The sequence below is a fragment of the Rhodococcus sp. BP-241 genome (assembly GCF_019836145.1).
In the GTDB taxonomy this organism is placed as follows: Bacteria; Actinomycetota; Actinomycetes; order Mycobacteriales; family Mycobacteriaceae; genus Rhodococcoides.
In genome coordinates this window covers 50,931-74,503 of sequence record NZ_JABUEI010000009.1, presented here as the reverse complement: position 1 = coordinate 74,503, position 23,573 = coordinate 50,931, and the positions used below count along the sequence as shown (strand labels likewise).

Here is a 23,573-nt window from a genome sequence, read left to right as displayed (position 1 = left end):
CAGGCGCCGAACCAGGCCTCCGTCGGGCGGCCCGGGCCTTCCATATCGATGTGTTGGAAGCGAACGGTGCACCCCGTCCATCGAGGTACGAACACGTCCACGCCACCGGCGACCGACGTGAGGCGAGTGGTTTCCGTCCACAGAAGTCCTTGGAAGTCCAACGCCGGTAGTGGACACTTCTGCGCAAAGTCCCCAACAGCCCACCACATCAACCCGAGTCCACCGAACGAGTTACGAATGAGTTGTGACAACTCGTGACATCGAGCCCGGATTCAGGGCATTCTGCAGGTAAGCGGCCTACAGAGAGCCTCCTTTCGGGATTGAACCGAAGACCGCTCGCTTACAAGGCGAGTGCTCTACCACTGAGCTAAGGAGGCGTGCCCGGCGAACCGAGCTGCACCATCATAACGAGAGCCCCTCCTGCCGGCGCCCGCCCACCCCGTCGGTTCCGGGGTCGGCGACGCTGACCCTGTTCCCGCCCTGTCGCTTCGCCTGGTACATGGCGGCGTCAGCGCGATCGAGCAGGCTGTTGAGCATCACGGCGGTGTCGCCGCGGGCCTGCGACAGGGGTAGGGACGCCACCCCGATGGATGCGGAGATCGGTGTCGCGTCATCGTCTCGATGGATGGCGTGCAGCAGCGCGCGGGCGACGGCCGGTCCCCTCGACTCGTCGCCGGCGACGACGACCAGGAACTCCTCGCCGCCGATGCGCGCGGAGACGGCGTCGAAGGACACCCGACCGATCCGGGCGGCGGCGCTGCGGAGGACGTCGTCGCCGATGGTGTGGCCGAAGCGGTCGTTGACGGACTTGAAGGCGTCGAGATCGAGGCAGACGGCGGACACGACGGTGGCGCCGTCGGCGGGTGCGAGTCGCGCGCTGCGGAGCATCGACTCGACGTCGACGAGCAACCCGCGTCTGTTCCGTAGACCGGTCAGCTGGTCGTAGAACGCGCGCGCCGCGTCGTCACGCAGTGCGGTGAAGAACAGGTGATTGAGCGACGACGCGGCGAAGAGGACGACGAGGACGGTGACCAGGGTCGACACGGCGGCGGACACCTCCACCGACGTGGTGGTCACCAGTCGGAGGAACAGCAGCCCGGCGACGCCGATGGCCCAGGCCTCGTGGCAGACGAAGACGCGCACGCCGTGGAACGCATTGGCGTAGTTCCCCACCGTCACCAACAGCGCGGCGGAGATGACGACGATCTGGGACGGCGGCAACGCGAACAGCACCGCGGCGATGGTGACGTCGCCGATGATGACGAAGCGCAGCGACCACGTCCGGGAGAGGAAGTGGCCGCGCCCCCACATCAGACCGAGCGCGATGGAGACGACGGTGGCCACGGCGAACACCCACCCGGATGCGCCCAGTCCGGCGTCACGGGCTGTGACCAGATCCGCGACCGTCTTCACTGCGAGCAGGAAGCAGGCCGCGCTGATGAAGTACGGCGCCGACCTCAGGTAGGCGTGGGTCCGGTGGTAATTGGCGACCCACGCGTAGTCGATGTCGGACGACCACCACTCGCGGAGAACACGCACTCGAGCCAGCCTTGCATCGAAACGGACAACAGTGTCGACGGTGGTCCCCACACCGTCGTCGACCGCAATGGTAGGCACACGATCCCCGGTCGACACGGTCATTGCGGGAACAGAGCCCGAAAAAGACCGACCGAACGAGGTCTAGGATGGTTTCCGGTCGTCAGAGGCAGTGCGCGTCATCGCCCGTCGCGACGGCTGCGCGATGCCCACCGCACCGTTTCGCCTCGTACATGGCTCGATCAGCAGAGGCGAGGACCGTGTCCAGAAGGTCCCGAGTATCGACGCGGCCGTCCGGCAGGGGAACGGTGGCCACACCGATGGACGCAGTGACGGGGGTGGGATCGTCGGGGCGGTGAATGGCGTCGAGAAGGGCGCTCGCCATCTGCGGCCCGGGGTCACCCACACCGACGACCACGAGGGCGAACTCCTCCCCGCCCGTCCGCGCGCTGACGGCGTCCCCGGCGACCGCGGCGATCCGACCGGCCGCGCGTCTGAGCACCTCGTCACCGGCCGCGTGGCCGTGCCGATCGTTGATCGACTTGAACGCGTCGAGATCGATGCACAGGATCGACACCGCGACCGGCGTGCCGGCGGCGTCATGGATCTGCTTCTCCACGTCGACGAGCAGGCCCAGACGATTACGCAGCCCGGTGAGCTGATCGTGATAGGCCCGCACCGCGTCGTCGCGAAGCTGGGTGAAGAAGACGTGGTTCAGCGTGGATCCGCCGTACACGACGAACGCGATGACCAATGCGGTCGCGGCCACGACGACCAGGCTCTCGGACCCCACGGCGAGCGCTGGCAGCACCAGCGCCGTCGTCACCCCGAGGACGAGGATGCTGTGCACGAGGTACACGCGCAGGCCGTGGAATGCGCTCGCGTAATTGCCCACCGCGAGCAACAGCACGCTCTGGACGACGATCACCGACGACGGGGGCAGCACCACCAGCGGGGCGAGGACGACGATGTCGGCGACGGCCACGAACGCGACCGATCCGTAGCGACCCGGCATCCGTCCGCGGAGCCACCACAGCGCGAGAGCGGCGGTGACCGCTGCGGACACGAGGAGAACCGTCGGACGGAACCCGGCACCTCGGACGGTGGCCAGATCCGCACCGGTCTTCACGAGAAGCAGGACGCATGCGAACGCTATGAGGTAGGGCGCTCGCCGGATCGCGGTGCCGTGGCGGTGGTACGCCACGACGCTCTCGTAGTCGACGTCGGCCGCCGGGATTCCGGGGAGCACGCGCACGGTGGGCCGTCCCTGCAGTGTCGGACGTCGTCGCCCCCCGACGGTCGACGTGGTTCCAGCACTGTGCCACGAGTGGGCGCATCCGGACGCCGAAAACGGTGTGTGGGCGTGAGCCGCCTCGGTCAGGGAACACCCGGGTGGACCCGGTACCTTCGTCGGGACAACCGGACACCAGAGCGGACCGAGAGAAGGAATGACTTACCTGCAGGGCTTCGCGTCGACGTTACGACGCATGACAGGCGAGCGACGCGCCATCGTCGACACCCCGGCGGGTGCACCCAGTCCGCTCCAGCCCATCGACCTCACCGACGACGCCAGCGTGTCGGAGGTGCTCGACCTCGCGGTGCGTGTCGGCGAGGTGACCCTGGCCGCCGGGACCGGTGCCATCGACACCGCCAACCAGGTGCAGTTCATCGCCTCGACGTACGGCCTGGCCCGGTGCGACGTGGACGTCACCTACAACTCGATCGTCATCAGCGCCTACCGCGGCCCGACCCTCCCCCCGGCAAGCACGATGCGCATCGTGCACTACCGGTCCATGGACTTCACGCGCCTGGCCGACGTGGACGCTCTCGCCCGCAAGATCCGCCTGGAGGTGCCGACACCGGCGGTCGCGCTGGCGGAGCTGAAGGAGGTCACCCGGGCACCGCACCCCTACAACCGGTGGATCGCCACCCTGGCGTGGGCGGGCATGGCCGCGGCGATCTCCGTCCTGCTCGGCGGCGGTGTGCTGGTGGCCGCCGTGAGCTTCCTGTCGACGATGGTGATCGACCGCGTCGGCCGAGTGCTGAACCGTGCCGGTCTGCCCTTCTTCTTCCAGCAGGTGGTCGGCGGTTTCATCGCGTCGGCGCCCGCCATCACGCTGTACAACTTCCAGGAACAACTGGGCATCTCGATCCTGCCGTCCCAGGTCATCGCGGCCGGCGTGACAGTGCTGTTGTCGGGGCTGTCGCTGGTCGGCTCGGTGCAGGACGCCATCACGGGCGCCCCGATCACCGCCGCGGCCCGCTTCTTCGAGCTGTTGATGATGACGGGCGGCATCATCGCGGGCGTGGCGACGACCCTGCGACTGGCGGCGCTGCTGGGCGCCGAGCTGCCAGTCATGAGCAACGTCGCGCCTCCGGACCTCGCCCAGGTGCCCACCAAGGTGCTGGCCGGCGCCTTCGCGGCCCTCTTCTACGCACTGGCCTGCTACGCGGAGCGCCGAGGTCTCACGGCGGCGTTCGCCGGCGGTTTCGCCGGTGCGCTGGTGTTCCTCATCGCGCAGCAGGTCGGTTTCGGGCCGGTGCTCTCGTCCGCGATCGCCGCGACGGTGGTCGGCTTCGCTGGTGGTCTCATGGCTCGCCGAGCCCTGATCCCGCCGCTGATCGTCGCCGTCGCCGGTATCACCCCGCTGTTGCCGGGTCTGTCGGTGTACCGCGGCCTTTTCGCCCTGCTCAACGATCAGACGTTGCTGGGCCTCAGCGCACTGCTGGCGGCGGTGGGCACGGGCGGCGCACTGGCCGGCGGCGTCACGCTGGGCGAATGGGGTGCGCGCACACTGCGCCGCCCCCGCATAGTCGAACGCACCGAGTCCCTGCGTCGACCCATCATGAGACTGGGCCGCGCGGACTCGGTGCGCTCGAAGCTTCCGGTCAGGTCGCGGAGACGGTCCGCGGCGCGCTGGAAGTAGAGATCAGGAGGGATTCTCGACGCGGTGACGACCCGCGGCGTCCTCTTCCATGGCCTCGCGGAGACTGCGGGGACGCATGTCGGTCCAGTTCTTCTCGACGTACTCCAGGCACGCTGCCCGGCTCTCCTCGCCGAACACGACGCGCCATCCCTGGGGCACCTCGGCGAAGGTGGGCCACAACGAGTGCTGATCCTCGTCGTTGACCAACACGTAGAAGCGTCCGTCTTCGTCGTCGAACGGGTTGGTGCTCATCTTGCCTCGCTCACTGCAAACGTCGATGCCGGGCGTTCCCGGCGGGCCTTGTCGGTCTCGGCGCGGGTCGCCGCGCCTGTGGAACCGGTGTCGACCCTAGCAAGGACCGCGCCACCGGCACGCCTCGCAACGATGGAGTTCAGGATTTCTCCGGATCTGATCGCGACATTCGAGAGCAACGACGACGTGATGCCGTGCGTGGTCTCGGTGCCGCCCTGCAGGTAGACACCGGGTGCACCGGCGGTGTCGGCCTCCGGTGTCGCCAGCAGGCGATAGTCGCGTGTGACGACGCGGGGGCCGCCGTCCTCGGGCGCCAGTTCGCCGAGGAGCGGGCGCAGAGGCGCGGGCCGGAAGCCGGTCGCGAGCACGAGCGCGTCGCAGTCGAGGGTGTCGGCGATGCCGTCGATGCTGTCCCGGATGGTCACCTCGATGCCGTCGGCCGTCTCGACCACGCCGTCGATGGTGGACGCGCGGCGCATGAACAGCCGGCGGTGACCGCTGACGCGCTCCGCGTACTCTGCGCGGTAGAGCTCCTCGATCAGCTCGATGTCGACGACCGAGTAGTTGGTGCTGCGGTGCAGCGCGATGAGCCGCTCCCGCTCGAGGGCCGGTGCCCGGTGCAGTTCGTCGACCGCGGACGGATCGAAGATGCGGTTGGCGTAGGGACTGTCGTCGGCGGGGCTGTAACCGTACCGCGTGAAGACACTGTGGACCTCGGCGTGCGGGTAGTGACCGTGCAGGTACTGCACCACCTCGGCTGCCGACTGGCCGGCACCCAGCACCACGAACCGTCCGTGGGTCGGCTTCGGCAACTCGGCCATACGTGGCAGGAAGTCGTGGTTGTGGAAGCACCGTGCGGACAGCGATGCCCACTCGGGGACCCGCTGGGTCAACCCGGCGCCGACGGAGACGTTGCGGGTGCGCACAACTGTGCCGTCGTCGCACCGGACGGTCAGGACGTCGCCGTCCTGCGTGATGTCCGTGACCGACGTGCCGAAGCGGACGTCGGCGTCGACACGGTCGGCAGCCCAGGACAGGTAGTCGTGGAACTCGTGCCGCGTCGGGAAGAACGTCTGGTGATTGACGAAGTCCACGAGCCGGTCGCGTTCGTGCAGATAGTTGAAGAACGTGAACCCGCTCCGCGGATTGCGGAACGTGACCAGGTCCTTCGGGAACGCGATCTGCATCGTCGCGCCGTCGAGCAGCATGCCGGGATGCCACCCGAAGCTCTCCTGACGTTCCACGAACACCGCCCGGACGCGCTCGTGCTCCGCGCACGTCTCGTTGTGTTCCTCGATCGCGATCGCCAGCGCGAGATTCGCAGGTCCGAAACCGACACCCACGACGTCGAGTACTTCTGGACTGCTCATGCTTCTCCCACCCGTTCCGTCCCGGATCGGATCGTCGCGTGGACGTCGGGACCGTCGGTCAGCTTAGCCTAGCCTTTGCTGGTCCACTAGCCCTCGACGACCGATCGCAGGTGCAGAGTGAGCCGTTCCACGAACCGACCGATCGCCCCGCGATCGGCGCCCGCAGCGAACTGCAGCTGCGCGAAAAGTGCAGCGTCGTGGTCCGATTCGCTCTCGTGGACGCTCAGCGTCAGGTCGGCCCACGGTCGACCGACGGGTACCGGCAGGAGTGCCGCGCCGGCGTCGCCGAGATCTGCGACGTGGTGGTGCACCACCAGGAACTGCGGACGGTGCATCTCCGGCACGCCGGCGCCCTCGACGATGTCGACATAGGAAGGACCGGAACGGCTCAGCGCCGCGACGGTCTCCGCCTGCACCCGACGAGCCACCGTCGCCAGATCGGATCCTGTTCGCGTGCGGATCGGCACGACGTCGGCGAACGCACCCACCATGGCGTGCGTGCTCTCGTCGTCGCGGCCGGCGACCATCGTGGCAATCGCCAGGTCCGCGCCCGCACCGAGGTCGGTGAGAGCGAGCGCGAAGGCAGCGTGCAGAACCGACACGAGACCCGCACCCTCAATGGTGCGCAGCGCTCGCACCACGTCGACATCGATGTCGATCGCGACGGCGTCGGATCCGGACTCCCCCAGTGCGATCGGAAGACTCACCCGGCCCGGCACACCGTCCAGGGTCTCGCGCCACGACGCGATCGCCGAGTCGTCGGCATCCCGTCGGGCGACGGCCCAGCGCGCGACGTCGCCGTACCGCAGCGGTAGCGGCGTGAACTCCGGCGCCTCGGCACCGGAGCGCGCCTGCGCAGCGTGCATCAGATCGGTGAGCAACGGGACGACCGACCACTCGTCCACGGCCCAGTAGTGCATGACCAGGAGAACTATTGTTTCCCTAAACTCGTTCTGCAGCATAATGATTCGCAGACCCGGTCGCTGCGTGAGATCCAGGGGTTCCTGTGCGATCTCGTAGGCGCGGCGGCGAATGTCGTCTGCCCCGACGTCGACGGTCTCGAGCGCCACCGGGTCGCCGAGGGCGGACCCCTCGCCCGGCACCAGAACCGAGTGCAGCGGTTCGTGCCGCTCTGCGACATCGCGGACCGCGGCGGCGAGCACCGCGGTGTCCACGTCGGGCAGCTCGAGAACCAGAGCGTGGTCGGCCTGCACCACGTGCCCGTTCTGCAGCCTGGTCTCCTGCATCGGACTCAGCGGCACCACGTCGGGCCTGTCCGGGTGCGCGGTCAGGTGCGGTCCCTCGTGTCCACCGCGATCGGCGAGTCGCTCCGCCAAGGCGCGGACGGTCGACGCCTCGAAGACGTCGCGCACCGAGATGTCGACGTCGAGTTCGGCGCGGACGGCCGACACCCACTGCATCGCGGCCATCGAATGACCGCCGAGAGCGAAGAAGTCGTCGTCCGTCCCCAGCTCGTCCAGGCCCAGAACCGCTGCGGCACTGCGCACCAGCGCACGCTCGACGTCCGTGGTGGGAGCGCGGACGCCGACCACCGACGACCACTCCGGCTGCGGCAACGCAGCTCGGTCCAACTTGCCGTTGGGTGTCAACGGCAACGTCCCGTCGACCACCACGACGAGAGTGGGCACCATGTAGTCCGGCAGCACCGTCGCAGCGTGCGTCCGCACCGCGGCCCCCGTGAGATCGTCACGCCCGGTGACGTATCCGACGAGTCGGCTCACCTCGGACGACTCGTGCACGACGACGGCGGTCTGGTCGACACCGTCGAACGACGCCATCGCGGCCATGATCTCGCCCGGCTCGATCCGGAACCCCCGCACCTTGATCTGGTCGTCGACACGGCCGAGGAAGTCCAAGTTCCCGTCGGTACGCCAGCGTGCCCGGTCGCCGGTGCGGTACATCCTGCCGCCGGGAGCGGCGACATCCGGCACGAAGCGGTGCGCACTGAGCCCCGGCTGCCCGAGGTACCCGCGCGCCAACCCGCGGCCGGCGATGTACAGCTCCCCCGACACCCCGACCGGGACGGGCCGCAGCCGATCGTCGAGCACGTACGCGCGCTCGTTGGGATCGGGTACGCCGATGGGCACGGAGGACGTCCAGCCCGGACGGGCCTGCCACAGAGTGTTGTTGACCGTCGCCTCGGTCAGTCCGTACGCCGCGAGCAGGTTCAGATGCTCGGACCAGGCGGAGATCACCGCGGGCGGCACCGTCTCGGTACCGACGAGCACGGTGCACCCCTCCGGCAGTGCGCATCCCGGCGGGAGCGCCGCCATGAGCGACGGCGGGATGATCGCGTGGGTCACCCCGTGCTCGGCGCAGAAGTCGGTGAGCTCGGGACCCGCCACACGCGCGTCGTCGGGCACGATCACCAGCCGCGATCCCGTGCACAGGGCCATGGCGAGTTCGAAGACCGCGACGTCGAAGCCGACGGACGCGAACTGCAGGACCACCGATCCGGTGGTGAGTCGCATGCGGTCCTCCGCCGTGGCCACGAGTGACGAGATGCCCTCGTGCGGCACCACGACACCCTTGGGGCGGCCGGTCGAACCGGACGTGTAGATGACGTACGCCGCGAGTTCGAGCGAAGCCGGTCGCGCGAGCTCGGCACCGGTCGACGGCGGGATGTCCTCCACGAGGACGTGTTCGGCCGCCGACGGCACCTGCGCGGTGGCCGCGGCCGACGTCAGGGCGAGGGTCGCCCCGGAATCGGTGACCATGTACTCGAGCCGGTCCGCAGGATGCTTCAGGTCGAGCGGGAGATACGCCGCGCCCACCGCGAGGACCCCCATGGTCGCCGCGATGGTCCACACCGACCGCGGCACCGCGACCGCGACCACGGCCTCGGGGCCGACACCGCGCCGCTGCAACTCCGCGGCGATGTCGAGGACGCGCTCGTGCAGATCCGCGTATGTCCACGTCGTGATCTCGTCGACCACAGCGATCGCGTCCGGAGTGGTCTCGACCCACCGCAGGTACGACTCGAACAGCGACTCCTCGGGCACCGCACGGGCGGTGTCGTTGAAGCGCCGGAGGACGTCGTCGCGCTCGGTGGGCAGGAAGATGTCGACGTCGTCGACCACCGCCGTGGCGTCGGTCGCCAGTGCGTCGAGCACCGCGAGCTGACGTGCTGTGACGGCCTCGGCGGTCGACGCGTCGAACAGATCCTCGGCGTACTCGAGCTCGAGCACCAGGCGGTCCGAGGTGAGATCCTCGGTGTAGTTGAACACCAGGTCGAACTTCGCCGGTGTCATCAGCGCCGCGTCACCGTCGCCGAGCGGACCGGTGTGGTGGCTGATCATGACCTGGAACAGCGGGTTCCGCGACATGCTGCGCTCGGGAGCGACCCGCGCGACCACCGCGTCGAACGGCACATCCGCGTGCGCGAAGGCCTCGAGGTCGACGCTGCGCGCCTCCTCCACCGCCCGCTGCAGCGTGCAGCGGCCGTCGACCGCGGTGCGCAGAACCAGCGTGTTGACGAAGAACCCGACGAGCTGGTCGAGCCCCTCCTCACCGCGCCCGGCCACCGGGGCGCCGAGCACGATGTCGTCGGACCCGGTGATCCGGTGCAGCAGCACCGCAGACGCCGCGTGCAGGGTCATGAAGACACTCGCGTCGAGACTCCGCGCGAGTGTCCGCAGGGCGCGCACGGTCTCGGGATCGACGGTGCGACGCACCACCGATCCGCGATGACTCGGCCGCGGCGGACGCGGCCGGTCGGTCGCGAGTTCGATCTCGTCGGGAGCGCCGGCCAGGGCGGACTGCCAGTAGGCGAGCTGACGCCCCGCGAGCGACTCCGGATCTGCGGCGTCGCCGAGCAGGTCGGCCTGCCACAGCGTGTAGTCCGCGTACTGCACGGGCAGCGGAGGGCGGGCATCCGTGTCACCGGACAGTCGCGCCGAGTAGGCCGCCATCAGGTCGGCCAGCAGCGGCCGGTCCGACCACTCGTCGGTCGTGATGTGGTGCAGGACGAGCACGACGACGCACGAGGTGTCCTCGTTCCGCATCAGCGCCGCGCGGACAGGAATCTCCCGGCGCAGATCGAACGGCCGCGCCGTCATCTCGGCGACCACGGCGGCGGCATCGCCTTCGTGAACCGAGTACTCCGGTGACACGTCCGTCAGAACGTGCTGCGCCAGAACGCCGTCCGCATCGACGAAGACGGTGCGGAGCGACTCGTGCCGTTCGACGACGTCGCCGAGGGCGAGCCGGAACGCATCCTCGTCCAGCTGCTCGGGGAGCGGCAGCACGATCGGGAAGTTGTAGGCGGCCGAGTCCGGATCCAGCTGATGCAGCAGCCAGAGCCGTTGCTGCGCAGCCGACATGGGCACGACATCCGGCCGGTCGTACCGACGCAGAGCCGGCCGGGCGTCGTCGCCTCGCGATCCGACGAGTGCAGCGAGACCCGCCACGGTCGGCGCGGCGAACAGATCGCGCACACTCAGCTCGGTGCCGAGCGCGGTCCGTGCACGGCCGATGACGCGAGTGGCCAGCAGTGAATGCCCACCGAGATCGAAGAAGTCGTCGTGGATCCCGGTGCCGCGGCGGTCGAGCACGTCGTCGAACACGCTGCACAGCAGCCGTTCGACCTCGGTGCGCGGCGGCACCGCGTCGACGGCGCTCTCGTCCGGCGCCGGCAGTGCGGCGACGTCGAGCTTGCCGTTGACGGTCATCGGGAAGGACGAGACGAGCACTACGGTGGGCACCATGTAGTCCGGCAGGACCACGGCGCAGGCCGCCCGCACCGATTCGGCATCCGCGTCGGTGTCGACGTAGGCGATCAACCGGGCCAGCCCGCCCGGCCCCGTCGAGGTGACGACCGCGGCGCGGCGGACGCCGGCCACCGACGACACGACCGAGGCGACCTCACCGAGTTCCACCCGGTGACCGCGGATCTTGACCTGATCGTCGGTGCGGCCGAGGTAGTCGATCAGGCCCGTTCCGACGCGGCGACGCACGAGGTCACCCGTGCGGTACATGCGCTCCCCCGTCCCGAAGGGGTCGGCGACGAAGCGGTCCGCCGTGAGGCCGAACCGTCCCGCATAGCCACGGGCGAGTCCGGCTCCGGCGATGTACAACTCGCCGGCCACGCCGTCCGGTACGGGCCGTAGCCAGCCGTCCAGTACGTGCGCCTCGGTGGCGCGGATGGGCAACCCGACCGTCGGCGTCTCGCTCTCGTCGGTACCCGCGCCGAGAGTGTTGATCGTGTACTCGGTGGGGCCGTAGAGGTTGTAGCCGAGCACGCCGTCGGTGGATCGCAGTGCGGACCACACGTCGTCGCCGACGGCTTCACCGCCCAGCAGAACGAGTGCCGGTCGATGCCCGTCGAGCAGACCTGTCTCGAGGAGGAGGGATGCGTACGTGGGGGTCACATTGATGACGTCGATGCACTCCTCGTCGATGTAGCGGACCAGGGCATCGGCGTCGCGGCGCAGCACCTCGTCGGCGACGTGCACCTCGTGACCCTCGACGAGCCACAGGAGTTCTTCCCACGACATGTCGAACGCGAACGACACCGTGTGCGCGATCCGCAGTGCCCGACCGTGTGCCGCATCCACCACAGGGTCGAAGATGGCGGACCGGTGGTTCAGCTGCATGTTGGTCAGTCCGCGGTACGGCGTGACGACGCCCTTGGGCGTCCCGGTCGACCCGGACGTGTAGATGACGTAGGCCGGGTGATCGAGCCGGTGCGGCGTTCCGGGCGCGAACGCCCCCAGTTCGGCTGCGGTGACCGGTAACTCGTCGTCGAGCGGCTCGAGCACGACGATGCCGTCGCGTCCGCTCAGTCGGCGACCGACCGCCTCCGTGGTCACGGTGCACAGCGGACGAGCGTCGTCGAGCAGAGCACGGATGCGGGCATCGGGGTGATCGAGTTCGAGTGGCAGATAGGCCGCGCCGGTGCGCAACACGGCGAACAGCGCGACCACCATGTCGAGACCGCGAGGCAACGCGAGAGCCACCACGGTCTCCGGTCCCGCACCGCGGCCCAGCAGGACGCGCGCCAGACCTTCCACCCGGCCGGCCAACCCGGCGTAGGTGAGGTGCTCGGACCCGGCGACGAGTGCGATCGCGTCGGGATTCTTCTGCGCTGTGCGGAGCAGCATCTCGGTCACGGTGAGATCGGGAACCTCGTCGACCTGTCGGTCGAGGCGTGGCAGCGCCGGCAGAACCGAACGCGACCCCTCGGTCGCGAATCCGGCCACCAGGCGGGTGAACTCGTCCGCGATCAGGTCGACACGCTCGACGTCGATCGCCTCCGGCCGGTACTCGACCGTCACGGCGATCCGAGCGCCCGGCGTGACGACGACGGTGAGCGGATAGTTCGTGTGGTCGATGCTGTCGGTGCCCGCGACACCGTGCGCCGCGTTCAGGGACGCCGCCGAGTCCTCGGAGACGAAGTTCTGCACCACGCAGAGCGTGTCGAACAGAGTGCGGTGCGGCGACACCTCGATGATCTCGGCGAGACCGAGGTGATCGAACTCCATCGCCTCCACGCGGTCGCCCTGGACACGGCGGACCAGGGCGTCGACGCTCTCGCGGGGATCGAGCACGGTACGGACGGGCACCGTCGACAGGAACATCCCTGGTGCGGTGTCGAGTCCCTCGACCTCGGGCGGTCGGCCCGCGACCGTGATGCCGAAGACCACGTCGGTGCGGCCGGTGGCCGACGAGATCGCCAGTGCCAGAGCGGCCGTGACCACGGCGTTGAGCGTGACACCGCGCTGACGGGTGGCGGCGACGAGCGCGGCCGTCGTCGACGCATCGAGCTCGTCGCGTCGGCGCAACGGGATACCGACCGGCGGCGCGGCACGGTGCGCCACCAGCGTCGGCTCGTCGAGACCGGCCATCGCCGTCGCCCACGCGGTGCGGGCGGCGACGCGGTCGCGTTCCACGAGCCACGTCAGGTACCGCTCGAACGCGGTGTCCGCCGGCGCGGGCAGTCCCGGATTCTCGTAGCGGGCGAGCAACTCTCCCACCACCACACCGTTGGACCAGCCGTCCCAGACGAGGAACTGCCGGTTGATCACCAGTCGGTCGCGCCCTCCGTCGAGATGCAGCACGAGCACCCGCCACAGCGGTGGTGTCGACAGGTCGAACGGGGTGTCGCGGTCCTCCTGCATCCACCGCTCGGCCTCGTCGTCGTCTCCGGCGTGTGCCTCGCGGACGGGCACCTCGCGCGACGACGACACGACCTGCACCGGCACACCGGCGGCCGTCTGCGTGAACCCTGCGCGCAGCTGTGGGTGGCGGCGCTGCAGCCCAGCGAGGGCACTACGCAGCCGATCGAGATCGAGGCGGTGATCGAAGTCCAGCGCGAACTGCGCCGTGTAGATGTCGCGCTCCCCCGCGGACAGACTCTCGAAGACCAGCCCCTCCTGCAGAGGAGTCAACGGCCACACGGTCTCGACGGATCCCTGTGCGGTCAGCGCCGTCAGCTCGTCGGGAGTGAGGTCGACGAGAGGGACGTCCGACGGCGTGAGGATCGGCGGCCCGTCGTGTGTGCGGGCGGCCTCCGCGAGATCTCCGAGCGCCGTGCGGAACTCGTCGGTGAGCGAGGTGACCGCCTCGGACGACAGGTGCGCGGACGACCAGGCGAACTGGGCCGAGAGAGTCGGCTGTGCACCGTCCGTCACGTGCGCGTTGATCACCAGACGGTAGGGACCGCCCATGTCGGCATCGGGATCGGTACGCACGGTCTCCGGAGCCCTGTCGAACGGGGCCGACCCGGCGGCCGGCACCCGGCCCAGGTAGTTCAGCAGGATCTGCGACTGCTCACCGCGTGCGAGAAGGGCTGCGGTGCGGGCATTCCCGTAGCGCAGGAGCCCGTATCCGAGGCCACCGTCGGGCGCCGCACGCAGGGCCTCCTTCGTCTCCGCGAGCACCGTGACGGGATCGGCTCCCGGCCGCAGCCGGACCGGAGCGATGGACGTGAACCACCCCGTGGTGCGCGAGAGATCCGCCGCGTCCGACCGACCGTGGCGCTCGAGGTCGACCAGTACGTCGCGGTCGACAGACCACCGGGTGAGGGCGAGCCGGAGCGCTGCGGCGACGACGTCGGTCACATCGCCGCGCACGAGAGCGGGCACACTGCCGAGCACCCCGGCAGTGACCTCGGACGACACGTCGACGGTGCGGACGTCGCCCTGACCGACCACGGCGTGGTCGGTGTCTGCCGGTGTCTGCGGGAAGACCGGAGGTCGGCCGGTGATGAGCGCGCCGCCCGGCGCGGTGACGGCGATCCAGTGGTCCAGTTCCGCGAGACGAGCGGGGCTGTGGGCACTCTCGTCGAGCAGGCGCCCGTACTCCCGCAGTGAGGTCCGCACGCGGTCCAACGTCGGGGTCTGGCCGCTGTCGTGCGCGATCCACGCCAGTGCGAGGTCCTCGACGAGGATGCCCCACGAGACCCCGTCGACGACGAGGTGATGCGCGACGAGCAGCAGCCGGCCGGGCTCGGAGCCACGGTCGAACCACACGACCTCGAGCACGGCGCCGGCCTCGGGAGCCAGACGGTCGGTGGCGGCATCGGATTCGCGCGCGACGAGGTCGGCGAACGCAGACTCGTCGAGATCGACCGCGTGGACGCGGTGCACGGTGACCGAGGCCTCGGGGCGCACCGCGGTGGTCCAGACACCGCGGAGGTGACGGGTCAGGACGAGGCGCAGGCTGTCGTGATGTTGGACCAGCGCATCGACGGTGCGCTGCGGCGTGGTCTCCTCGACCGGAGCCGGAACCACCAGCAGCAGTGACTGGTTGAAGCGATCGGTGCTACCGGACCACTCGGACAGTCGGTGCACCACGGGGAGCGGGCGCACCTCCCCGACACCGGACTCCGCGACCGTGGCGGCCTGCGGAGTCTCGACCCGTGCGACCTCCGCGAGCGCACGCGGAGTGCGCTTCTCGAAGACGTCGCGGGCGGTGATCTCGAGACCGCTGCCCCGCGCCAGGTTGACGAGCCGGATGGCCAGGATGCTGTCGCCGCCGCGGGCGAAGAAGTCCTCGTCCTCACCGACCGCCGCTCCACCGAGAACGGTGTGGAAGTGGGCGCACAGCAGCGCGACCGGACCCGACCCCGTCTCCGTGGTGGTGGGAGTGTCCGCGCGAACGGCGGCCAGCAGCGCTGCCCGGTCGAGCTTGCCGCTGGGGCCGGTCGGCAGATCAGCCACCATGGACAGCGTCGTCGGCACCATGTGCCCGGGCAGACGGTCGGCCAGGTACGACCGCAGTGCGGCCTCGTCCACCGACCCCACCACGAACGCGGCGATCTGCGCGGTCCCGCGGTCGGTGCGCACCACCGTGGCGGCCCGGTCGACGGACGGATGCGAGCGCAGCGCCGCGTCGATCTCACCGAGCTCGATACGGAAGCCCCGCACCTTTACCTGAGTGTCGGCGCGACCGAGGTAGTCCAGCGACCCGTCGCGCCACCGCACGATGTCGCCGGTGCGGTAGAGCCTCTCCCCGTCCGGCCCGGCGATGAACCTGGTGGAGGTGAGACCGGGGCGGCGAAGATACCCGCGCGCCAGCTGCGGACCCGCCAGGTACAGCTCGCCCGGCACGTCCGGTCCCACCGGCGACAGCCACCCGTCGAGTACGCGGAACCCGACGGCGGGCAGCGCAGATCCGATGGGCGCCGCGTCGCCGGGGTGGTTCTGCACGCCCTGTGCGGCGGTGACGTCGACGGCCGCCTCGGTCGGGCCGTAGAGGTTGTCCAGGCGCACGTGTGGAAGCAGCTCGCCGACGCGGCGCGCGGACTCTGCGGACAATGCCTCACCGCTGCAGACGATCACGTGCAGCGACGTGCACGTCGCTACGTCCGGATCGGTGAGGAACGCGTCGAGCATCGAGGGGACGAAGTGCACCCAGGTGATCTGCTGCGCGCGGATCACCTCGACGAGACGGGCGGTGTCGCGGTGCGCATCCGGGTCCGCGAGCACGAGCGTCGCTCCGGACACCAGCGGTCCGAAGAACTCGCTGACCGAGACGTCGAAACTGGAGGGCGTCTTCTGCAGCACTCGGGTGCCCACGGCGAGCGGAGTGTGATCGCGCATCCACTCGAGGCGGGGCACGATGGCGCTGTGCGGCACCACCACTCCCTTGGGACGGCCGGTCGATCCCGAGGTGTAGATGACGTACGCGGCGTCGGCTGGGGCGGGCCCGGGTGCTGCCGTCGGCTCGGCCTCGAACGGTACGAGATCGCCGTCGATCACCGCGGCGGGATGCGCGTCCTCGATCATGAAGGCCAGACGCTCGGCCGGGTACCCCGGATCGAGCGGCAGGTACGCCGCGCCCGACCGGACGACCGCGAGCAGTGCGACCACCAGATCGATCGAGCGCGGAAGCGCCACCGCCACCACCGATCCCGGACCGGCGCCACGCTCGCGAAGACCGGCGGCGATCCGCTCGGCGCGCAAGTGCAGCTCGGCGTAGGTGAGGGACTCCTCGCCGTGGACGAGGGCGACGCCGTTCGGGGTGGTCCGGCGCTGCACCTCGAGGAGATCCACCAGGGTGGTCGAACTGTCGGACGAGGGCGCGTCGACGACCGCCGGACGGTCCGTCGGCATCACGGCGGACACCAGGGTGTCGGCCGGTGCGGTCGCGACGGCGACGACGGTGTCCAGCATCGACTGCGCCGTCGCTGCCGAGACCAGCGCCGCGTCGTACTTCAGCTCCAGCGTCAACCGATCACCCGGAATCACCATGAGCGTCAACGGGTACGGCGAGTTCTCCTCGACCCGAATACCCGTCAACGCGATGGTGCCGGACGGATCGGCGATGGCGGTGTCGCCCAACGGGTAGTTCTCCACCACGACCAGCGAGTCGAACAACGAGTCCACCCCCGCGACACGACGCAGCGTCGGCACGCCGACATGGTGGTGATCGAGCAGATCGGCCTGCTCCTGCTGCCAGCGCTGTACCGCGGAGGCGACGGTGTCGTCCGCTCGCAGTCTCCATCGTGCCGGGATGGTGTCGATGAAGAGCCCCACCATGGACTCGATACCGGCGACCGGTGCCGACCGTCCGGACACCGTCGACCCGAACACGACGTCGCGTCGACCGGTGGCGCGTGCGAGCGCGAGACCCCAGGCTCCGTGCAGCAGGGAACCCTGCGTCACCGCGGCATCGCGCGCACGTCCCGACACCACAGCGGTGACGTCGGAGGAGAGGTCGACCCGCACGGATGCGGTACCGCTGCCGGCGGCGCCGAACGCCGGGACGGGTACCGACTCGCGGACACCCTCGAGTGCGGCGCGCCAGACCCGCGCCGACGCGTCGATGTCGCGCTCGGCGAGGTGGCGGACCCACGCCGCGGGTGCCGTGACCGCCGGAAGAACCGGAGTGTCCCCGTAGTGAGCGAGCATCTCGCGCAGCATGATCGGGATCGACCACCCGTCCGCGACGATGTGGTGGATCGACTGCACGAGAGACGAGCGGGTCTCGTCGTGGCGGACGAGGGTGTAGCGCACCAGCGGCGCGGAGCCCAGATCCATGCCGGCGCCGGCGTGATCGGCCAGCACCACGTCGACGGTGCCGTCGGACACGGTGAACGGGACATCGACGGTGCGGTGCACCACCTGGACCACGCGCCCGTCGGCGAGGGGCCGGAAACTGGTGCGCAGCGATGCGTGTCGAGCCACCACGTGCTCGAGCGCGGTGCGGAGCACGGCACTGTCGACCGGGCCACTGATCTCGACCACCTGCCCCACGACGTACGGGTCCACACGACGACCGGCCTCCGGCCTACCCGCGTCCCCGAAGGTGCTGTGGAAGTAGATGCCGTCCTGCACCGCGGTGAGGGGCAGGACGTCCTCGACGTCGTCCGGGAGCGCCGCGACGTCGTCCGCGCCGAGAGCGGCGAGCGGGAAGTCGGCGGGGGTTCGGCGAGCGCTCGACGCAGATCCGGCGACGCGGTCGAGTGCGGCGGTCCACGCATCCACGATGCTGTCGTCCACCACACCGGGCACCCAGCGCAGGGTCGAGACGAGCTGTCCCCCGGTCTCGATCACGTCGATCGTCAGCGCGTGCGCCGCAGGCTGATCGGGGTCGGAGCCGCCGGTGACGGACACCCCCACGTCGGTACTGCGGCCGAGGTAGTTGAGCAGGACGCTCGGCGCCGCGGCCTCCGCCAGGGCGGGCTCGCGGCGCAGGTACCGCAATGCGCCGTATCCGACGCCCGACGCAGGTGCCGAGCGCAGCGAGTCCCGGATCTGCAGCAGGACATCGGCGTCCGAGCCCGGACCGGTCGGCAGCGCGACGGGACGAACGGTCGTGAACCACCCGACGGTGCGCGTCAGATCGACCCCAGCAGCCTCGACCCCCGCAGCCTCGACGACCTCGACGTCACGGCCGTGTCCCTCCACGTCCACGACGACCGACGGCGCCGAGTACCCGTCCCACGACGCGAGGGTGCGGGCGAGTGCTGCGAGGAGCACCTCGGTGGGCCCGGTGCGGTAGGCGGTGGCGACGTCGGTCAGCAGTGCCGCCGTGACGTCGGCGGGGGTGGTGACCGTGTGCGTCGCCGACAGTCGATCGGCCGCGGTGAGTGTGCGAGCACCGACGGAGTCGCTCGAGGTCGTCAGAACCTCACGCCACCAGAGTAGTTCGTGATCGAAGTGGCCGGCGTCCGCAGCATCGGCGACCAGGCTCGCCCAGCGGCGGATCGACGTGGTGACCGGTGGCAGCGTGGGCGTGCGGCCCTCGCTCAGTGCACCCAGTGCCGTCAGTAGATCCCCGAGCAGGATGCGCCACGACACCCCGTCGACGACGAGATGGTGCACCGACAGAATCAGCGTGTCGGCCTCGAGAGACACGGCCACCATGCCGCCCGGCCGCGTCGGATCGAGGCGGGCCACGGTGTCCGCGACGGAACCCGTGCCGAACTCGGGGGACACGGTGTCGGCCGGCACGGTCAGACCCTCGCTCCACACAGCACGCAGCGCCGGGTGGTGGGCGACGACGAGCTCGACGGCCGCACGCACGAGTACAGGGTCGGCGCCCGGAGGCAGTGCCACGGAGGCGGTCTGGTGGAACGCGGTGCCGATGCCGCCGTGCTCGAGTGTCCGCGCGACGATGGGCGTGGCCACCACCTCACCGACAGGATCGTCGTCGACGGTCACCAGCTCCGCCGGAGCCGCGCCGGCGATCGCCTCGGCGGTACGCAGGGTGAAGACGTCGCGCGGGCCGATCGCCAGCCCTCGTTCGCGGGCCTGCGCGACCACCGTGATCGCCACGATGCTGTCGCCGCCCAGGGCGAAGAAGTCGTCCGTGACACCCACACTCTCCACACCGAGCGCCGACGCCATCACCTCGCACAGCACGCGCTCCCGCTCGGTCCGCGGGGCCACGGCGTCGCCGCGCACCTGCTCCGGATCGGGCAGAGCCCGCCGATCGACCTTGCCGTTCGCGGTGGTGGGGAAGGCATCGAGCACGACGTAGGTGGACGGCACCATGTACTCGGGGAGGACGCGTGCACAGTGCGAGCGCAGCACCTCGGGTGTCAGCGCGGCGCCGTCCGGCACGACCCAGGCGGCGAGAAACGCTGCGCCCGCACCGGTTCGGCGCACGTCGACGGCGGCGCGTCGCACTCCGGGGCACGAGCCGAGCGCGGCCTCCACCTCCTCGAGCTCGAGGCGCATGCCGCGGATCTTGACCTGGTTGTCCACCCGGCCGAGGAAGTCGAGGGTGCCGTCCTCCGCCCAGCGGGCGCGGTCGCCGGTGCGGTACAGCCGGGCACCGGCGGGGCCGAACGGATCGGCCACGAAACGCGACGCAGTCATGTCCGGTGCGCCCACGTAGCCACGACCGAGGAGGAACCCGCCCGCGTAGAGCTCTCCCCCGACGCCGACCGGCACCGGGCGCAGCAGCGAATCGAGCACGTAGAGGCGGGTGTTCGGGTTGGGGCGGCCGATCGACGTGGCGATGCGAGGAGCGTCGCCCGTGTAGATCACATGGGACACACCGATGGTGGCCTCCGCGGGCCCGTACCCGTGATACAGCGTGGTGCCGAGTCGAGAGCGGAAGCGCGCGAACAACTCCGGAGTGAGCACCTCACCGCCGCACCACACGTGCCGCAGGCCGGACAACGATCCGTCCGTGTCGAGTGCCAGCAGCGCGTCGAGCATGGACGACACCAGGTAGACGAAGGTGACGTGGCGACGCGAGATGACATCCAGGAGGTACAGACCGTCCCGCTCGCCCCCCGGTTCGGCGATCACGAGGGTGCCACCCGACAGCAACGGGAGCAGGATCTCGTTCACCGAGATGTCGAAGGACAACGGCGCTTTGAACAACGACGCGTCGCCCGGTCCGAAACCGAGCACCCGATCGCGTTGCCACACCATGCGGGCACAGATGGCCTCGTGGCGGATCATGGCGCCCTTGGGCGTCCCGGTACTGCCGGAGGTGAAGATGACGTAGGCGAGCTGCGAGCCGTGCACCACGACGTCCGGCGCGGACGTCGGCCTGTCGCCGAACTTCCAGTCGTCGAGATCGACCGTCCACCGGCTCTTCTCGTGGCCCGCACCGGTGAGAACGACGCGGGTGTCCGCATCCTGCTGCACCCGCTCGCGGCGATCCGCCGGCCATCCCGGATCGAGCGGGACGAACGCGCCGCCCGCCACCATCGCGGCCAGCACTCCCACGACCATCTCGATCGAGCGCGGCATCGACACGGCCACGACACCCTCGCGGGGCAGGCCCGCGTCGAGAAGTGCATGGGCGAGCTGGTGCACCCGCTGCGAGAGCTCGGTGAACGTGAGCGTCCGCTCGCCCAGTACCACGGCCACCGCATCGGGGGTGGCGGCGACCTGCGCCGCGAACAGAGCGGGCACCGACGTCGACACGGACGGTTCCGCGGTGTCGTTGAAGGTGTGCAGTAGGCGATCGAGATCGGGCTCCGACATCGTCGACAGGGAGGACAGCGTCCGATCCGGCTGCGCGAGAACCTGATCGAGCACCCACTCGAAGCGGTCCCGGTGGCCGATCAGCGCGTCGTGGGCACCGGGGCGCGAGCGCAGGTCGAACACCAGCGGCTCGTCGTCCCGGCCGCCGGTGACGGTGACGTCGAGATCGCGCACCGGTCCGGTCTCGAGGCTGTGCATGTGCGCAGGAGAGCCGCCGATGTCGATGCCGTGCTCCACCATGAGGACGTTGATGCCCGGCCCGTGCACCATGCGGTCGCCGGAGTCCCGCAGCTCCCGAGCGATGTCCTCCCCGCGGAAGCGCCCGTGCCGGACCGCGCCGATCGATGCCCGCTGCAGTTCCCGCGCGACGTCGGCCACCGTCATCGACGGCGAGAGTCGCAGTCGCACGGGAAGGATGGTCGACGCCATGAACGGCGTCGTCCGCGCACGACGGCCCACGCGGGCGGTCGACGGTAAAGAGACGACGAGATCGTGACGGCCGGTGACCGCGGACAGGTACGCGATCCACACCGCCGGCGCGAGGCGGGTGCGTCGGACGTCCTCCGTCTCGGCGACGTCGTACAGCGGGGCGAGGCGGTCGATCGGTACCGAGACCCGCTCGGTGACCGCAGCCCCCGTGTCGGGCACGTCGGGCAGCAGCACCGGCGGCTCGGGGGCGTCGGCCATCTGGTCGAGCCAGTAGTCGCGGTCGCGACGGAAACCCTCGGACGCGCGGTACTCCGCATCGGCCACCACCAGCGGCTCGAGAGCCCACGCACCTCCGTTCGAACGACCGGCCTCCGGCGTGCCCGCGGGTGCGATTCCCCGCTCGGGATCCGCATAGCGCGCGCGGACCTCGTTGAAGATGATCGACATGCCGAAGCCGTCGACGATGCCGTGGTGATAGCGCTGGTGCCAGAGCACGTGCTCGTCCCCGAGGCGGAGGAGCGCCGTCGCGAAGAGATCGCGGGCGCCGCTGGTGTCCGCCGACGCGATGTCGGCCGCGATCCAGGCCTTCGCCTCCGCCATCGGGTCGGCAGCCGTGCGTAGGTCGACGACCCCGACCGACCACTCGTCGTCACTGCGGTACTGCACGGGCTCGGGACCGGAGAAGTCGAATCGCACGTGCAGCGCGTCCGCGTCGGCGATGACCGACCGGATGACGTCACACGCGCGGTCGAGGTCGAGCGGGCCGGTGATCTCGACGAGCAGCGAGATGACGAAGTCGGTGCGGTCACCCAGCAGGTGCTGCGCGGTCCAGACCTCTGTCTGTGCAGCGGTCAACGGCAGCACAGCGGTGGTGACGACAGATCCCCGAGACATGAACGTAGGCTAACCTAACGCTCGACCGGCGTTACTCGCGGAGGAACGTGAGAATCGCCTGATTGACCTCGTCGGGCTTCTCCAGGTATCCGTAGTGCCCCGCGTCGGCGATCTCGACGTAGCGGCCGCCCGGAACCAGGTCGGCCACCTCGCGCGAGAGGTAGGCGGGAATCATCCGGTCGTCGGCGAAGCCCATGGCCAGGCACGGCACCGTGATGTCGCGGTACGCGGACCGGCGGTCGAACGACTCGTCCAGAGAGAGCTGGGCACGCTGGCCCGGGGTCAGCGGCTGCACGGAGAACTCGAACAGGTCGAGCCAGTCCCGTGCCTTCGCGGGGTCGGCGAGCGACGCGGGAGAGAGGTTCAGGGCCGCCGTCACCGCGGCCGCGTACTTCGGCGGCAGCGTCGCCGAGCTGTCCGCCAGCTCGCGCTCGCCGGCGCCGAGCACCTTCTGGAACTCGTCGAGCCGGGCGTGACCGGCCGCGAAGATCGCTCGCGACACCAGGTCGGGCCTGGTCAAGGCCAGTTCCTGCGCCACGCGCGCACCCATCGACGTGCCCACGACGGCTGCCTTCTCGTCGGGGCCGGACCGCAGGTACTCGATGAGCGCCGCGGTGTCGGCGACCAGATCGTCCATCGTCATGCCGCCCGCGCACTCGTCGGTCGGGGCGATGCCGCGGTTGTCGAACGTGCACACCCGGAAGCCCGCGGCCGTGAGCGCCGGCACCTGATGCAGCTGCCACACCCGGCCGGGGCTGCCCGTCCCCATGACCATGACGACGAGCGGACCCTTGCCCGTCACGGTGTAGTTGAGGCGGATGCCGTTGATGGTGCCGATGGGCATGGCGGATGTCCTTCTTCCGATACGACAGCTGTTCGGGGCAGACGCTACCGGTCACGGTGCGCGTCCGGTTTTGCCGGGAACGAGCGCGAACTCGTAGAGTTCAGGTACGCGAGTGCGCCCCACCGGGCTGCACCACCACATCGTTCGACCCCAGGGAGACCCGCATGGCCACCGAGCCCGCCGAGACCGACATCGCCGACGAAGAGATCGAGACCCTGTCCGACGAGACCGCCCGCATGGCGCGTCGCGTCGTCGCCGCCTACGCGACGGACGCCGACGAGTGCCGCATGCTGCTGTCCATGCTGGGGATCAACCCGCCCGTCCGCGCCTGAGTGCCGCTCGCTCCTGCACTCCGATTGGCGTTCGGCGAGTGGGGTAAGCACGTGCTGACACCGTCGCGGCAGGC

The 23,573-nt window shown here is 70.0% G+C and carries 8 protein-coding genes and 1 tRNA gene; 2 read left to right on the top strand and 7 right to left on the bottom strand.

Annotation, left to right across the window (positions count from 1 at the left end; all coding sequences use genetic code 11):
• Window positions 1-305: 305 nt before the first annotated feature.
• From HQ308_RS17350 to HQ308_RS17340, 3 genes are all read right to left on the bottom strand, one after another.
• Window positions 306-377: transfer RNA gene (locus HQ308_RS17350), tRNA-Thr, on the bottom strand.
• Between the two features lie 25 nt (window positions 378-402).
• Complete coding sequence (locus HQ308_RS17345; RefSeq protein ID WP_056695894.1) at window positions 403-1,539, bottom strand: diguanylate cyclase; 1,137 nt, start codon at window positions 1,537-1,539, stop codon at window positions 403-405.
• A gap of 160 nt (window positions 1,540-1,699) precedes the next feature.
• A complete protein-coding gene (locus HQ308_RS17340) occupies window positions 1,700-2,791 on the bottom strand; it encodes a GGDEF domain-containing protein (protein ID WP_308115805.1) in 1,092 nt (363 codons plus the stop codon).
• A gap of 202 nt (window positions 2,792-2,993) precedes the next feature.
• Here HQ308_RS17340 and HQ308_RS17335 point away from each other — a divergent pair, with 202 nt between their 5' ends.
• On the top strand, window positions 2,994-4,463 hold the full coding sequence (locus HQ308_RS17335) for a threonine/serine exporter ThrE family protein (protein WP_373425300.1): 1,470 nt from the start codon (window positions 2,994-2,996) through the stop codon (window positions 4,461-4,463).
• 3 nt (window positions 4,464-4,466) lie between these two features.
• Here HQ308_RS17335 and HQ308_RS17330 read toward each other — a convergent pair whose 3' ends face one another.
• From HQ308_RS17330 to HQ308_RS17315, 4 genes are all read right to left on the bottom strand, one after another.
• The gene (locus tag HQ308_RS17330; RefSeq protein WP_027506921.1) at window positions 4,467-4,715 is read right to left on the bottom strand and encodes an MbtH family protein; all 249 of its coding nucleotides are present in this window, start codon (window positions 4,713-4,715) and stop codon (window positions 4,467-4,469) included.
• A complete protein-coding gene (locus HQ308_RS17325) occupies window positions 4,712-6,085 on the bottom strand; it encodes a lysine N(6)-hydroxylase/L-ornithine N(5)-oxygenase family protein (RefSeq protein ID WP_222647335.1) in 1,374 nt (457 codons plus the stop codon). The genes HQ308_RS17330 and HQ308_RS17325 overlap by 4 nt, the downstream gene beginning before the upstream one ends.
• Before the next feature lie 86 nt (window positions 6,086-6,171).
• Window positions 6,172-22,323, bottom strand: coding sequence for a non-ribosomal peptide synthetase (locus HQ308_RS17320; protein WP_222647334.1), 16,152 nt, complete (start codon window positions 22,321-22,323; stop codon window positions 6,172-6,174).
• Between the two features lie 31 nt (window positions 22,324-22,354).
• Window positions 22,355-23,167, bottom strand: coding sequence for an alpha/beta fold hydrolase (locus HQ308_RS17315; RefSeq protein WP_027506922.1), 813 nt, complete (start codon window positions 23,165-23,167; stop codon window positions 22,355-22,357).
• A 164-nt stretch (window positions 23,168-23,331) separates the two neighbouring features.
• Here HQ308_RS17315 and HQ308_RS17310 point away from each other — a divergent pair, with 164 nt between their 5' ends.
• Window positions 23,332-23,499, top strand: coding sequence for a hypothetical protein (locus HQ308_RS17310; RefSeq protein WP_200933864.1), 168 nt, complete (start codon window positions 23,332-23,334; stop codon window positions 23,497-23,499).
• The last annotated feature ends 74 nt before the right edge of the window (window positions 23,500-23,573 follow it).